We start from the raw sequence: 14,987 nt of genomic DNA, 5'->3' as shown, positions 1-14,987 counted from the left end.
CCATGGCCAAGAAGCCCCCCGCACAGGCCCCGCTCATTGATGTTTCCGTACCCACCATGCTCCGCACCCGCCTTCCCGACGGCCGGCTGCTGGGCGTGGACGGTTCGGTCTGGCTGATCCGCCGTGTTCCGCTGGAACCGGTCGTGGATGCCAAGAGCGTCGATGAGCGCATGAACGTCTTCACCCCGCTGCTTGCAGCGTACGACGAGCTCTCCGCAATGACGCCGGTGACCGTGACCCGCCGGGCCATGGCCCGTAAGGATTACCGCCAGACGCAGCTGCTGATGGTGAACCTGAACCGCCTGTTCAACCCGACCGGCCACCCGATGGCTGAATTCCTCAAGCGTTCCTTCCCGGCACAGATCACCGAGAAGCGCATGCTGTTCCTTGCCGTGAAGCTGGCCTCCAAGGTCGGCGGATCCGGCGGCCTGAAGGCTGCCATCGAGTCGGTCACCGAAACCCTCACCGTCGGCGGCGCGCCGCTTTCGGACTACGACGTCGACCTGAAGAAGGTGGATGCCGCCCTGGCCCGCTGCGGCCTGACAACGCCCAGCTCCGAAGAGCTTTCCATCGCCAACTCGTGGTGGAACCAGGGGCACTTCCCGGACACGGTGGATCTTCCCCACTCGGACCACCTGCACGTCTTCTCCGACGCCAAGGCCGTGCGCATGGCTGATGACGCCGGCCGCACCCAGTGCCACGAATGGCCCGAGATCCCCAACCACCGGACCCTGACCTTCGCCACGCTGGAGGACTTCGAGTTCGATTTCATCGCCCCCACGGACACCAAGGCCCACTGGGCCACGGGTCTGCTGGACGACGATGCTGTTGCGATTTCCATCCGTGCCGGCATCGAACCGGCGAAGATCACCCGCGCGGAGCTGCGCCGCCAGCGCAAGCGCTACATGGACGACATCCGTGAACGCGTCGAGCAGCACAAGATGGAGCGCGCGGAGCAGGACGAAATGCTCCAGACCCTCGAGGACGTCGAAGGTGTCTACGGCTCCAACGGCGGCTCCCCGACACTGGTGGATGCCTCCGTTCTGATCGCCTTCGACGGCGAAGTCGAGGACATCACCCAGGCCGGCGGCAACTCGCAGGCGAACCTGCGCATCATGAACTTCCGCCAGCGCCAGGCCCTCGCGGAAATGATGCTGTGCTCCTACATCAGGGCGAACCCGAACCTGCACGACCTTCCCTCCCAGACGGTGGCATGCTCGGGCATCCAGTCCCTGTCCACGGTCGGTGACAAGACCGGCGCCCTGCTGGGCTTCACCGAGCGCGACAAGCAGCCGGCCTACGTGTCCCCGACCGCCGCCTCCACCGCCGACGGCCTTCCCATCTTCCTGAACGTGGGCGGCACCGGCTCCGGTAAATCCCAGGTCCTGCTGTGGAAGGCAGTCCAGTACTCCGAAATGGGCGGACCCCAGGTGATCATCGACCCCAAGACGGGCTCGGACCACAGCCCTACGGTCCTGGCCGCCGGCGGACAGGTCAGCTCCCTTGATGACCTGGCGAACTCCGACGGTGTGTTCGACCCGATCCGCTTCTCCCTCCGTCCGGAGGTCGGCGTGGAAATGGCCGCGTCGATGCTCTCGGCCATCGACCCGTGGGGCGGCAACGCAGCCCGGTTCGAAGTCGCTGTGTACAACGCACTGTCCTACGGTGTCGCCAACGGTGCCCAGTGTGTGGGCCAGGCCCTGCACATTGCCCAGGACGCCGGCAAGGCGACCGAGGAACTGGTCCGTCCGGTCTTCGAACTGGCCGACTCCTCCCCGATGTTCCGTGCCTGCGTAGGCATGAACCCCAAGACCAAGGGGCTGCGCATCCACGACGGCATCACCCTGATCAAGGTCGGCGACTCCCACCTGGATCTGCCCGAGCCCGGCGCAATCGGCCAGGCCACCCTGATGCAGCGCGTCTGCCTGGCACTGGTGCGCATGATGGTGTTCGGTTCCGCCATGGCCCTCACCGGCCGCGGCGGAGCAATCCACCTCGATGAGGCATGGGTGTTCCTGGGTGCAGGCAAGTCCGAGGTTGAGCGTCTGGGACGTCTGGCCCGTTCCCAGAACGTGCTTCCGGAGCTGTACACCCAGCGTGTATCGGATGCGCTGAAGGCCGAACTGACCGGCTACATCTCCCGCGGACTCATCCTGCCCGTGGAGGATGCCACCGAAGCGCGCGCCGCCTGCCAGCTCTTCAAGCTCGATCCGACACCGGAGCGCATGGCACGCATCACCGCCAAGGCAGAGATCGGCGACGGCGAATCGGTGGCCCTGAACTGGAACTCCATGAAGGCACTGCGTGATCCCAACGATCCGGAGCGGCGTGTTCTGCGCGGTGCGATCGGCATCTACGCCGACCTTGCCGGCCGGGCCGTCCCGGTGGAGATCGTCCTGCCCAAGAGCTTCCTGGCACTGTCCTCCACCAGCCCGGACGACATCCGGCGCCGTGACGAAGCAGCACTGGCCCGGGAACTTGAACGCAGGCAGGAAGCAGCACTGGCAGTCATCTAGGACTGCGGCAGCGAGGGGTCCGGGGCAGATGTCTCCGGGCCCTTCGCCGTTTCCGCGGTGAGAAAACTCCATCGCGCCGCACACATAGGGGGCGTGGACCGCAGACACCGGTTCAGTCCGTCGCCGCCGCAGGGGAGATCCCGGAGGTAGGTGACGCAATTCACATGCCCCAAGTGGGCACACTTCCAGGGTCAGCCGCACACATAGCTCATGTGCAGCCGACTATAACCACAGACACCACTTGCCGAGACGTACTTCAGCAGTACGCCTCCGGCGCCATCGAAGAAATGGCTGCCAGGCAGCTCATTGCTGCTTCCCTGCACGCCTCCGGCATCGCCCGGACTGTAGCCCGTGAGAAGACCGTTCAGAATCCGCAGCTGCGTGATGATCTCCAGGCCGACATGGAGGAGCTGCTCTACCGCAAGATCATGCAGAGCGAGGCAGGCGGATTCGATCTCACCCTGGCCCTGAACACCTCGTCAACTGCCTGGGCGCGCCAGCTCCTGCGGACGGCAAGGTCTTCCCTGCTGCGCAACATCCATGTCCGTACCGGAGCCAGGCTGGATCTCATCGACCCGGTCCCGGACAAGGACAGGTTCGCTGAAACCCCGCCTCCGATCTCGCACACCGCGTTCCATTCCGCCTCCGTCGGAGGTGCGGGGGACCCCGCCGAAGCCGGCGAGACCTTCACGGACGCAGCAGACTGGCTGCGGTCCAAGCAGCGCCACCTTCGCGACAGCTCCAAGCTTTCGGCGTCGGCTGCCTCCATCATGCACGGATACCGCGTCCCGGCCGTCACCCGGCCGCCGCTGCCCGAGCGCAAAAGGCTCAAGGCAATGCTCGACTCAAATCCCGAGCTGGCCCACCGTTCCGTTTCCGCAATGCGGGCACTGATCGAATCCGAACCGTACCCGTTCACCGTCGACGAAGGCCTGCTGGCCCTCTGGGACAACTATTCCTTCGACCAGATGGACGCCATCGCCAGCGCACCTCCCAAGGTTGCCCAGGTCCTGGTCGATGCCGCCGTCTCCGACCGGGCACGCCCCTCCCGCAACGTCCTGCGCCTGTTCGGTGCAAGCGTCCGGGCACTGGGTACCGGCAAAGGCTGGGCCCGTCTGGCCGCAGAAACCTGCGAAACGTTCATCGCCCTGGAATTCGAGGCGTACTCCTCCTTCGACACCACCGGCTCCGAGTACCGGGACGAACGGCTTGCCGGCCGGCGGATCACCGTCCTGAAATCCCCCGAAGTCTTCGCCCGCGTCCTTGCCCACCCCGGACAGCGGCTGGGCATGACCGAGAACGACATTTACGAACAGCTCGACCGGCTGATCACCACCATGACCGAATTCGACGTAAAGGCCCCCGCCGCATGAGCATTTCAATCAGCAACCTCCCTCCCTTCTGGCTGAAGACATTCGGCTGGTTCGTGACGGCCGCCATCTCCATCGCCCACATCCGCCTCGTCTTCTCGGCCCACCTGCCCGAGGCGCACTTCATGTGGATGTACCCGCTGCTGCTGGCCATCCCGGCCATCGTGAGCATCATCCTGCTTCCCGGCGAGGCCCGGCACTGGTACCGCTGGGGTGCCGTCATCGGCCTGTCCTTCAGCGTGTACGCCGACGCCCTGCCGCTGGTCCTGGTCATCGGCGGAACCTACGCGCTGCACCGTGCCTGGGTTACCGAAAGGACCCTGAGCCTGAAGGACATCTTCACTTTCAACCGCCGCCCGAAGAGCGCTGAAGCCCCTGAAACGAAAAAGACGGGCTCCCGGAGCGCCGGGACTTCCAAGGCCGGCAAAACCGCCTCAGCGGACGCCTGACCAGGTGCCGGGCATCGCCCCGGCACCGCAGATACACCTCACCCACTGCACGGCCCCTGCGGCCAGGCCCACCAAGTACAGAGGTACAGCTATGACCACCATGATGAAGACCCTCACCGAAGCCGTGAGGATCGCCACCGGCATCCCCGATGCCATGCCGCGCCCCGGCCAGGCCACCCTGACCGAACACATCGAAGAAGCCATCAAGACGACCGGTCACGTCGTCGGCGTCGCGCCCACCGGACTGGGTAAATCCCTGTCCCTGCTGGCTCCGGCCATGGTGGCTGCAGCCGAACTGGGCCAGCGCACCATCATCAGCACCGAATCCCTGTCCCTGCAGGCGCAGATCATGGACAAGGATGCCCCCAATGCCGCGGCCGCCTGCGAAAAGGTCACCGGCACACGCCCCGACGTCGCCCTGCTCAAGGGGTTCTCCAACTACCTGTGCCTGGCCGCAGTCCGCGACACTGCCGAAGCCCTGACCGGAACCGCCGGCGCGCGCCTCACCAAGCCCGAGCTGCGCACCAAGCTGGCCGGACTGAAGAAGACCGGATACGCCCAGCTGGACGGGCGCTCCTTCGACCTGGCCAAGGGCGTGCCCCTGCTGACCTGGGCCCTGTCGCTGCGCGATGACGACCCCGGAGACAAGCAGTCCTACGAAGGGGACCTGACCAACGAGCTGTGGGGAGCGGTCTCCGTCGGCCCGAGTGAATGCATCGGCGACACCTGCCCGCTCTTTGACTACTGCAAGCCCAAGAAGGCCCGCGCCAAGGCTGCCGAGGCGGACATCGTGGTCACCAACCACTCCATGCTGGCCGTCCAGGCCGCCAAGGGTGTGCCCGTGCTCGTGGGCAACAAGAACCTGGGCGAGTTCCACATCATCATGGTCGATGAAGCCCACGCGCTGCCCGAGAACGTCCGCAACGCCGGCGCCAGCGAAGTCTCGGTCTCCTCCGTAACCTCCCTTGCCCGTTCGATCACCCGCGTGCTTGACGAGTTCGAGCCCCGCGTGGAGCGCCTCGTGAAGGAAGGCAAGGCTCTGGCACTGGAACTGAACGACGAACTGGCAGCCCTGGGCCGCGGCACCAAGCCCGGTGAAGTCCGCAAGGTCACCGAGAACGAGGATCCGGTCGAAAACACCGGCGACATGATGATCGCCTGGGCGAAATCCGTGAAGGGTGCCCTCGAGGTTCCCTCCAGTTCCTCCAACACCAAGATCCGCCTCGCTGCCAAGCGCCTGACCGGCCGGATGGATACCTTCATTGCCAACATTTCGGCCGTGAAGCTGCACAAGACCGGCGTCGCCCGCTGGATCGAGATGAAGAACCCGCCCAAGGATGCCCGGAACCAGACCCCGTACTGGGTCGCCAGCTCCTCGCCGGTCAACGTCGGCGGCATGCTCCTGGCCAACCTGTGGACCGCCCCGGAACTTCCCGACGAGGAAGACCCGGTCGCCCAGGCCATGAAGGAAGCGGGGGAGCCGGTCGAAGAAGAGGCAGGCACCTACCCGATGACCGTCATCGCCGTCTCCGCCACCCTGCCCGGCCGCTTCGGATACCAGGCCGGCATGAGCGCCGAGAACGTGAACTACCCCAGCCCGTTCGACAAGGCCTACGGGTCCTCCCTGCTCTACATCCCCAAGCTGGCAGGGGCCGAACTCCAGGAGCTCTACCCCGGATGGGCCCCCGGGCGCCGGGCACGCTTCGACGCCCGCCTGCACGAAGGATGGGCTGCACGCAAGAACGTGGAACTGGTCGAGGCAGCCCACGGCCGCGCGCTGATCCTGTCGGCCAAATCCTCCTCGGGGGAGCGGTACGCCAGGGAACTGCGCGCAGCCGCAAAGGGACGCTGGAAGGTCTACTCCCAGTGGGACGGCCAGTCCACCCGGTACCTGATGAGCGCATGGCGCGATGACGAGCACGCCGTCCTGGTGGGCACCAAATCCCTGATGACCGGCGTGGACGCTCCCGGGCGCACCTGCTCGCTGGTCACCGTGGACCGCATCCCGCGCCAGGCCGGCAACCCGGTCGGCGATGCCCGTGTGGAAGCCCTCATGGAGGCACTGCAGACCGACAAATGGTCCGCGGACCGCCTCGTGTACGTGGCCGAAGCTGCACTGCTGCTGGAACAGGCTGCCGGACGCCTCATCCGCTCCATGGGTGACGTGGGAATGTTCGCCGTGCTGGACCCGCGCTTCCTGAAGACCGGACCGGTCAGCTACCCGGAGATGACCCGCCGCGTCTACAAGAAGGCCGTCGAACGCTTCCTGCGCGTGACCACCAGCCACAAGGCCGCCGTGGAGTTCCTCGAAACGATCTCCGAATCGGACATGGGCCTGGCCGCCTGAGCATTTCCGGCCCCGGCCGCACACAGATCAACTACCTGAAAAACCTTCCGCGGCTGACCGGCCGCACCAACGAAAGGCATGTCATGCCCCTGAAAACCGTAACCCTCTACTCCAAGCCCACCGGATGCCAGCAGTGCATTGCCATGAAGCGCTCACTGAACAAGACGGACATCGAGTACACCGTCGTTGACGCCACCATCGAGGAAAACAGTGCGCTGATCAAGGAGCTTGGCTTCATGTCTGCCCCGGTGACCCTGGTGCACGATGCAGACGGGAACCTCCTGGATTCCTTCGGGGGCTTCCGCCCGGACAAGATCGACGAACTGAATGCAGATCCCGAAGTCCGCCGTGTGGCCAAGGACACCGAAGTCCTTTCCGCATAACGGTCACCAACCGGGCCCGGATTCCGATAGTGGAAACCGGGCCCTTTTGCTGCCCTGAGCATTTTTCTGCCGCCCGTGGGGCATTTCAACGCATAGAAGATAGTGTGACCAACTTAGATCTGCCGACCGTGAAGGGCCGGACCGCCGACGCCCCCATGGCCGGGGCAGTTGCTGAATTTACCGGCCTGCACGCACGTCTTCCCGGACCCGGCGAACCCGAACTCCATTCCTGGCTGGAACGCAAACGGCGCGCCGCACGCAAAGGCCGCCTCAATGCCTCCCTGGGCGCTTGGCTGAATGAAAACGTGCCCGGGTGGCGGCTGAGCCGCGAAGACCGCTGGAACGAAAACCTCAGCGCCGCGGCGGCTTCGCGCATCACCGGAACCACTACGGCTGCCCAGAAATCCTGGCTGGGCGCCCAGCGCCGCGCCGCAGCCGCCGGGACCCTGACTCCAGAACGCCGCCGGGCACTGGGAGCAGCACTAGGGGACTGGCTCGAAGCACCCGTCCGCCGGCCGGCGACCTGGGATGAACGCGCCGACGACGTCACGGACTTCGTTGACCTGCACTCACGCCTGCCCATGCCTTCAGGGCTGGACGACGAAGCCTCACTCTCCCGGTGGCTTGCCCACCAGCGCGCGCAGGCCCGTGCCGGACGGCTCAGCAGCACGCGCATGTCCCGGCTGGACAAGGACGCTGCAGGCTGGCTCCCCCTGGCCGAAGGCCGCGACTTCCCGTGGCGGGCACAGGCCCGGACGCTGGCGGGATTCGTTGCCGCCAACAGCCGCTGGCCCCTGCCGTCCGTCCCGGCCGAAGCGGAACTGGCCAAATGGGCCCGCAGCCAGCGGACCTCCCACCGTGCCGGACGGCTCAACGAAGACCGGACCGCCCGGCTGGCTGCAATACCCGGCTGGCCGGACGCAGTCGTCGCCAAGGGCGGTGCGATCTGATGCTCGATGAACGCCGGATCCCGCCCGCCGTCGCCGCCTTCTACGAGACGAACGGCCGCTGGCCCTCCGTTGTCACGGACTCCGACTACGAACGCTCCCTCGGCCAGTGGCTGAACCGCCAGCGTGTTGCCCTTGCCTCGAAAACGATGGACGACTTCCGCCGTGCCGCACTGGACCAGGCCATACCCGGGTGGGAAGCAGACCCCGACAGCATCTGGCTGGACCGGGCCCGGGAAGCCTCCGACTTCCTGCTCACCCACCGCCTGATCCCCTCCGTCCAGTCCTCCCGGTACAACGAGCGGATGATCGCGCTCTGGCTGACGGGCCAGCAGTCGCTCCTGCGTGCAGGACGCCTGCGCGGGGACCGCCGCCGCTGGCTGGAAGAGCACTGCCCCGGGTGGTCCCGCACCCCTCCAAGGACCCTGACCAAAAAGACTGCCGGGCCCGTCGGCATCCGGAACGCATAGAAACAAACGTGGACAACCCGACCGCCGGCTTCACCGACCAGACCACCGAAATGGCAGCCCAATGACGACACCGACCGATCCCTTCACTTCAAACGCCTCGGTAGCCTCCGTAGCCATCGCAGAAGGCCTGGCGCCCTACGCCTCACCTGAGGCCCTCGAGGCCTTCAAAGCGGCCGCAACAGCCTCCGGAGACACCGTTGACGAGTCATTGCCGCACCTGCAGGAACTGCTTCGCCTGACGGTTGAGCACCTGAGCCTCAGGCGCCCCGGAATTGACACCAGCGGGGCCCTGCAGCGCCTCGCCGACGGGGAGGCCACCTGCGAGGACATCGACCAGCTGAACCTGAACGCCCTGACGGAGCCGATCGCCTACGTGCTCGACGGAGACTGGGACTTCCCGGCGTGCCCCGGACTGGCGGTGGCGCTCTACGTCCACGGAAACCCTGAGATCGACCGGGACGTCGTGGACAGCGCCCTGGGTGAACTCACAACCTTCCTGCAGGACAGCGAAGCGGTGAAAGCAGCCCCGGCCCCGGTGCGGCAGATCCTCATCGTGTCCATCGAGGACCCTGTAGAACTGCCGTCCGAAGCCGGGCTGCGTGCCTGGATTGACGCCCAGGCGGCCTAATCGCCAGTTGTCAGTGCCCCATGCTGCCGCCGCCGTCGACGGGGATGACTGCACCTGAAATGTAGGCAGCCTCATCGGAGGAGAGCCAGCGGATGACCCGGGCGATCTCCTCGGGTTCGGCGAACCGGCCGGCCGGGATCCCGGCAAGGTAGTGGGCCTGCATTTCGTCGGAGACCTCGTTGAACATATCGGTCTTCACGACGCCGGGCATGATGACGTTGGCGGTGATGCCGCGCGAGCCCAGCTCACGGGTCAGGGACCGGGCCATGCCGACCATGCCCGCCTTGGACGCCGAGTAGTTGATCTGGCCGGCGGCACCGTAGATGGCCGAAACGGAGGAAACCAGGACGACCCGGCCGCGGCGCATCTTCATCATTCCCTTCGACGCCCGCTTGACCACCCGGAACGCACCGGTGAGGTTGGTATCCAGGACGGAGGTGAAGTCCTCTTCACTCATGCGCAGCAGCAGTTTGTCGTTGGCGATGCCGGCGTTGGCGACCAGGACTTCGACCGGACCGTGGGCTGCCTCTACTTCCTTGAACGCGGCGTCGATGCTTTCGGAATCGGTAACGTCCGCCCGGACGCCGAGAACGCCGTCGGGAAGCTCCGTCTCGCTGCGGTAGGTGACCGCGACCTTATCCCCGTTCTCCAGGAAGGCCTTTGCCGTGGCCAGACCGATCCCGCGGTTTCCGCCGGTGACCAGTACGCTGCGTGCCGCTGCCATATTCATATCCTTTACTTCGAGACCAGTTGCATCCCCCGTCAGAAACCGTATCGGGTGCAGGGCGGGGAGCGGGAATCTCCGGTCCGCACACATGATGGGCATGGAACAGACTGCCGTCCGCCGGCGCCCGCACAGACCTGCTCTTTCCCAGGTGAACCCGGCCCTTGCCGCTGAATGGGACTACGCCCGCAACGGAGACCTCAAGCCCAGTGACGTCACCCCTTCCTCCCTGAATAAGGCGTGGTGGGTATGCAGCAACGGGCACCCGTCCTTCTTCTCGCGCATCGCCAACCGGAATGCCGGAAGCGGATGCCCCGCCTGCGGCCGGAGCCGGACCACTATCGCCTGCAAGACACCTGTACCCGGGCAGTCGCTGGCAGACCTCCGTCCGGACCTCGCCGCCGAATGGGATGCAGAGGCAAACGCGGGCCTGCAGGCCAACGGCGTGTACCTCGGTTCAAGCAGGATTGTTTCCTGGCTCTGCCCCGAGGGGCACGGAAGCTACATCGCCAAGCCCTCGTCCAGGACCGGCGCCGCAAAAAGGGGCTGCCCCGTCTGTGCCGAGCGTTCCCGGTTGGACGGCCGGTCAGTTCCGGCACCCGGACGTTCACTCGCCGAGCTCCGCCCGGACCTCGCCGCCCAGTGGGATGCCGAAGCCAACGCGCCGCGGACGCCCGCAGACGTCGCCCTCCAGTCCAAGCGGGTGTACAGCTGGCTTTGCCCGCAGGGTCACGACCCCTACCGGATGCGTGTGGTGGACCGCTACCACTCCAACGGCTGCCCGGTATGCCTGCCGTCCTCCGCGGACCGGATCGTGACCGGATAGGACTTCATCGCGGGAATCTGCGCATGTGTTGGGGAGAACCACCGTCACCCCCACCCTGATCTGAAGGCACCGTCATGGAGAACAACGAAGGCACTGCCCCCGAGCCCCAGAGGCCGATGGGCGGATTCGCCGTCTACTCCACCGAGGCCCTTGAAGAGGAAATCGACACCGAGGCCGTACAGGCCCCGGGTGTGCCGGGGGAGGAGACCCCTGACTATGGTGAGAGGTACATCGAACCCGAAGATATTCCGGTCACCCACAACGTCCGGATGCGGCCGGGATCATCGCTGAGCATCGGCCGGCGGAACGTCTACCGTACCGACCGGCGGGGAGTCCCGCACTTCGCTGCAGGATGGGTGCCGGCGCACGCCCGGGTCCATTACCGCCGGACCTGGATTACTGCCGCAGCAATCGCCTGCGCCTCGGTGGCCGGATCCGTGGCCATGGCCCTTGCCGGGGTCGGCACCAACAGTGAATACATGTCCCTGGCGTCGGAGGACAACCTGGTTTCGGGCACAGTTACCGGTGTCAGGCGCACCACGGAAGCGGACCCGGATAAGCACGCCCTGTTCCGCACCGACGAGATCACGTCATTCTCCTACCAGTCCGGCGGGAAGCAGTCCGGAACGGTTACGGATTCCACCACCGACACAGTGCCGCCGCTGGCCGCCGACACGAAATGGCAGCAGGGCCAGAAGGTGGATCTGTACGTGGACCCCGAAGACCCCTCGCACTTCATTCCCGAGGACCCGGAAGAACCCGGCAGGATCAATGCCCTCACCTTGCTGCCGCTGTTCCCGGCAGCCCTTGCAGCAGGCTCCGCGGTGGTCGCCAGGCGGAAAACGGGGCTCATGAAACAACTGGAGAACGCGGCCTGAAACCTGCCGAAAATACCTTCCGAAAAGGGCCTGAAACGTGCACAGAAACGGACCCTTCCGCACACATAGGAAGCAGAAGGTAAGAGCAGAATCAGGGGAGAAAAAGACGTGGATGTTTGGATCGAAACAGCGGCCGGAAACCTTGTCAGGGCATCGGCCATGGCGATCGTAGTCCGCCCGGGGGAAACCGGAAACGGCTGGGATGTATGTATCTCCGCCTCGGCCCCGCCCAGTGTCTTCGCACCGGGGTTCAGCAGCAGGGAAGAGGCACGGTCAATCCGCAACGCGCTGGCAGTGGCCCTGTCCAAGGCCCGCACCGCCGAAGGGACGCCGTGCGTGAGCTTCGACCCGGAATCCGGCACAGTGACTGTCGAGAACCTCGAAGGCTGAAAGCCGCGTACCTGAGGGCCGTCCGCACGAGCGGGCGGCCTCTTTTGTGTCCGGCGGTGAGAGGCACCGGACGTGCCGCACACATAGGGGAAGTGAGTAAGCACAGGAAAGAAACGATAACCGCGCAGGTCCGACTTCGGATCGGAGCTGCGCTCGGCCTTGCCGTCTCGGCATCGCTCATGGGAGCTGCCGCACCCCAGGAGGCCGGGAATGAACTCGGCACCCTGACCGAAAGTGAGTCCGTTACCGCACCGGCTGACGTTGAAGTCTCCTTCAGCCGGGAGGGTGTCACCAGCAGCCATGACCCCGACGTCCGCCTCCGCACTCTCATGAGCACCGGAAAGACCGTCGGCGGGACGCTGGACAACCCGCTGGCCAATCCGGTCCGCACCTCGTCCTTCGGCGGCCGTATCAGTCCCATCACCGGAGACCCCACCGAGTTCCACTCGGGCCAGGACTTCGGGACCCCGTGCGGCACGGACGTGACCGCAGCTGCATCGGGGACTGTGACATTCGCTGGCTGGCACCCCTACGGCGGCGGCATCCGCGTCGAAATCGACCACGGCGGCGGACTCGTGACCACCTATAACCACCTGAGCTCATCCCACGTCAGCGTCGGGCAGAAGGTTTCCCGCGGAGACTTCATCGCCAGTGCCGGCACGACCGGGGCATCCACCGGCTGCCACCTGCACTTTGAAGTCGTCCTCAACGGCAAGCACATCAACCCGGCCGGATGGCTTTGAGCACCCGTGACGTCTCCGGGCGCATAGAAACAATATGACCCTCTCCGTTGTCCTCACCGGGACCTTCCGCCGGCCGGAACTGCGCTTTGAGTTCCCCTGGGGTGCCAGAATGCCCAGAGGCGGCGACGCCCAGAAGTGGATCAAGGACGTTGTCCCCTCGCGCCGCTGGGATCCGGCCGAGAAGGCCTGGTACATCACCGGAACCGGCATCAACCCGGACAAATTCTTCGCCAAACACGGCATCGAGGTCGATTACTCCGAGGCGACAGGCGATCTGGAAGACCTGGACAGCCTTGAGCCCCTGTGGCGCCCGATGGTTCAGCGTTCCAAGCGGTTCCCGCACTCGGCCTTCGTCCGCCACCGGCTGGCCGGCTACGAGCGTGTCAGCGAACTCCTGGGTCCCGGCGCTGTCTGGGACAAGAAAGCCCAGCGCTTCACCGCCCTGATCACCGACCTGATCGACGAGAACGGTCCCAAGAAGGGGCTGAGCTTCGACGACGACACCTTCAACGACGCCGTCGCCGCGCTGCAGGCCGGCCCTATCCCCGCAAACGTCCGGGAAGCAGCACGGGAACTGGCCGCATCCACCGGCGTCGACGGGGACGAGCAGAAGGTCCTCTCCGAACGCACCCGGGAACTGGTCGACATCGTCGCCTCCCACACCGGCTACCTGCCAAAATGGTTCGGCCTTGACCTCTTCCCCTTCCAGGTTGCCGGAGCCTACGCCATCGTCGGCGGACACCGTGCCCTCTGCGATGCCCCTGGCCTTGGTAAAACCCGCCAGGCACTGGCCGCGGCCGCAATCCGCCGCGCCGAGCGCGTCGTTATCGTCGTCCCGCCGCTGGTTGTCACCAACTGGTGCCGCGAAGCCCTGACTGCCCTCGGCCCGTTCTTCGCACCGGACCACAAGCAGGCATCCGTGGCGACCCTGGACCTGACGGCCGGCAAGAAGAAGACCCGGTCGAAGGCCCCTGATTTCCCGCCGTACATTGTCCCGATCCGGGCCGGGAAGAAAGTCCCGCCCTTCCCCGACCGCGGTGTCATCGTTGTCGCCGACTCCCTGCTGGCCTCCCGCCCGGAACTGTTGAAGGAGCTCGTGGACTGGAACCCCGAGGCGGCACTGTTCGACGAAATCCACCGTGCCCGGAACTTCAGCACCGCCCGCGCCACCGCGGACCGGAACCTTGCCTGCACCATCAATGACCTGCGCATCCCCATTACCGGCACCCCGTTCCTGGCCAGCCCGGCCGAGGTGACGAATCTGCTGGCCATCGCCGGTGCCCTGGAGCCGTACTTCGGCGGCGCCTCGAAGTTCATGAACCGCTACACCAAGCAGAACCGCTTCGGCGCCTTCCTGCCCAGGCGGGAGATGCTCTCCGAACTGGAGATGCGCATGACCCGTGACTGCTGGGTTCGCCGGAACAAGGCAGACGTCCTCAAGCAGCTGCCCAAGAAGCTGCGCACCACCCGGATCGTGGACATCGACACGCGCGGCTTCCACGAAGCCCACGAGGTCCTGTACGAGAAGATCCGCGAATGGGTGAAGGAATTCACCGAAGACGGCTCCATCATCGGACCCGAGGACATCAAGAAGTTCTCCCGGGAACGTATCGACCTCATCACGCCGCTGCGCGCAGCCGCCGGCGTCGCCAAGGTGCCTGCCGCCATCGAGATCGTCACCGACTGGATGGAACAGACCACCGAAACAGCCAAGGACGGGACCAAGAAGTACACCCGCCCCCTGGTTGTCTGGGTTCACCACCAGCCGGTCATGGAAGCCCTGGTCAACTCGATCCCCGCGGACCTGGCCGGCGTCGGCTTCATCGACGGCGGTGTCCCCGAGCACAAACGCCAGCCCATGGCAGACAAGCTGCAGAACGGTGAGATCGGCGTGCTGTTCTGCTCCATCGGTGCCGCCGGCTTCGGAATCACCCTGACCAGGTCCTCGGACGCGATCTTCGTGGAAACCGACTGGACGCCGGCGAACATTAGCCAGGCTGAGGACCGGATCCACCGCATCGGTCAGACCGAAACGTGCATCATCACCACCCTCATGGCCGTGAACACCCTGGATCCGCACATGCGGGCCATCCTGCGCAACAAGGCCAACGACCTGAACGTGCTCATGCCCGGCGCCGATAACAACGTCACCGAGATGACCGCGGCCGTCAACGAGGACGAGGGTATCTACGAGGAAACGGCAGGGGACGACCCCGAGCTGGAGAAGCAGTTCAAGTCCCTGGCCGACATCATGCAGCGGATCGTGGAGGACATCGTCCGCGAACAGGATGCCGGCGTCAGGAAGCGGCGGTGAGA

14 protein-coding genes are annotated in these 14,987 nt (G+C 65.6%); 13 read left to right on the top strand and 1 reads right to left on the bottom strand.

The annotated features are described in order from the left end of the window. Window positions 1-2: 2 nt before the first annotated feature. From N2K99_RS18255 to N2K99_RS18220, 8 genes are all read left to right on the top strand, one after another. Window positions 3-2,516, top strand: a complete 2,514-nt coding sequence (locus N2K99_RS18255) for an ATP-binding protein (protein WP_227934652.1) — start codon at window positions 3-5, stop codon at window positions 2,514-2,516. A gap of 287 nt (window positions 2,517-2,803) precedes the next feature. Beyond that, window positions 2,804-3,889 carry a hypothetical protein gene (locus N2K99_RS18250; protein WP_260554888.1) on the top strand — a complete coding sequence of 362 codons (1,086 nt, stop codon included), beginning with the start codon at window positions 2,804-2,806 and terminating at the stop codon, window positions 3,887-3,889. Continuing rightward, window positions 3,886-4,335 carry a hypothetical protein gene (locus tag N2K99_RS18245; protein ID WP_227934650.1) on the top strand — a complete coding sequence of 150 codons (450 nt, stop codon included), beginning with the start codon at window positions 3,886-3,888 and terminating at the stop codon, window positions 4,333-4,335. The genes N2K99_RS18250 and N2K99_RS18245 overlap by 4 nt, the downstream gene beginning before the upstream one ends. A 91-nt stretch (window positions 4,336-4,426) precedes the next feature. Further along, window positions 4,427-6,682: an ATP-dependent DNA helicase gene (locus tag N2K99_RS18240; protein ID WP_227934649.1), complete on the top strand. Its 2,256-nt coding sequence runs from the start codon at window positions 4,427-4,429 to the stop codon at window positions 6,680-6,682. Between the two features lie 83 nt (window positions 6,683-6,765). Beyond that, window positions 6,766-7,065 carry a glutaredoxin family protein gene (locus N2K99_RS18235; RefSeq protein ID WP_227934648.1) on the top strand — a complete coding sequence of 100 codons (300 nt, stop codon included), beginning with the start codon at window positions 6,766-6,768 and terminating at the stop codon, window positions 7,063-7,065. Window positions 7,066-7,169: 104 nt separating this feature from the next. Further along, on the top strand, window positions 7,170-8,015 hold the full coding sequence (locus N2K99_RS18230; protein ID WP_227934647.1) for a helicase associated domain-containing protein: 846 nt from the start codon (window positions 7,170-7,172) through the stop codon (window positions 8,013-8,015). Beyond that, on the top strand, window positions 8,015-8,482 hold the full coding sequence (locus N2K99_RS18225) for a helicase associated domain-containing protein (RefSeq protein WP_227934646.1): 468 nt from the start codon (window positions 8,015-8,017) through the stop codon (window positions 8,480-8,482). Before N2K99_RS18230 ends, N2K99_RS18225 begins: the two co-directional genes overlap by 1 nt. 61 nt (window positions 8,483-8,543) lie before the next feature. Next, entirely contained in the window at window positions 8,544-9,110 is a 567-nt protein-coding gene (locus N2K99_RS18220; protein ID WP_227934645.1) for a hypothetical protein, read from the top strand. Window positions 9,111-9,120: 10 nt separating this feature from the next. Here the strand turns inward: N2K99_RS18220 and fabG are convergent, their stop codons facing one another. Next, on the bottom strand, window positions 9,121-9,840 hold the full coding sequence (gene fabG / locus N2K99_RS18215; protein WP_227934644.1) for a 3-oxoacyl-ACP reductase FabG: 720 nt from the start codon (window positions 9,838-9,840) through the stop codon (window positions 9,121-9,123). Between the two features lie 94 nt (window positions 9,841-9,934). On the opposite strand from fabG, the gene N2K99_RS18210 reads away from it, so the two are divergent. From N2K99_RS18210 to N2K99_RS18190, 5 genes are all read left to right on the top strand, one after another. Further along, window positions 9,935-10,660 (top strand): zinc-ribbon domain-containing protein, encoded by a 726-nt coding sequence (locus N2K99_RS18210; RefSeq protein ID WP_227934643.1) that lies wholly within the window; start codon window positions 9,935-9,937, stop codon window positions 10,658-10,660. A 74-nt stretch (window positions 10,661-10,734) separates the two neighbouring features. Next, window positions 10,735-11,538 carry a DUF3592 domain-containing protein gene (locus N2K99_RS18205; RefSeq protein ID WP_227934642.1) on the top strand — a complete coding sequence of 268 codons (804 nt, stop codon included), beginning with the start codon at window positions 10,735-10,737 and terminating at the stop codon, window positions 11,536-11,538. A 159-nt stretch (window positions 11,539-11,697) separates the two neighbouring features. Beyond that, entirely contained in the window at window positions 11,698-11,928 is a 231-nt protein-coding gene (locus N2K99_RS18200; RefSeq protein WP_227934641.1) for a hypothetical protein, read from the top strand. Between the two features lie 92 nt (window positions 11,929-12,020). Beyond that, complete coding sequence (locus N2K99_RS18195) at window positions 12,021-12,671, top strand: M23 family metallopeptidase (protein WP_227934640.1); 651 nt, start codon at window positions 12,021-12,023, stop codon at window positions 12,669-12,671. Between the two features lie 34 nt (window positions 12,672-12,705). Beyond that, window positions 12,706-14,985 carry a DEAD/DEAH box helicase gene (locus N2K99_RS18190; protein WP_227934639.1) on the top strand — a complete coding sequence of 760 codons (2,280 nt, stop codon included), beginning with the start codon at window positions 12,706-12,708 and terminating at the stop codon, window positions 14,983-14,985. Window positions 14,986-14,987 lie beyond the last annotated feature (2 nt).

The sequence above is a fragment of the Arthrobacter sp. zg-Y1110 genome, assembly GCF_025244865.1.
GTDB lineage: Bacteria > Actinomycetota > Actinomycetes > Actinomycetales > Micrococcaceae > Arthrobacter_B.
Note: the sequence above shows the minus strand (reverse complement) of the source record. Positions and strands in the feature narration are given on the sequence as shown.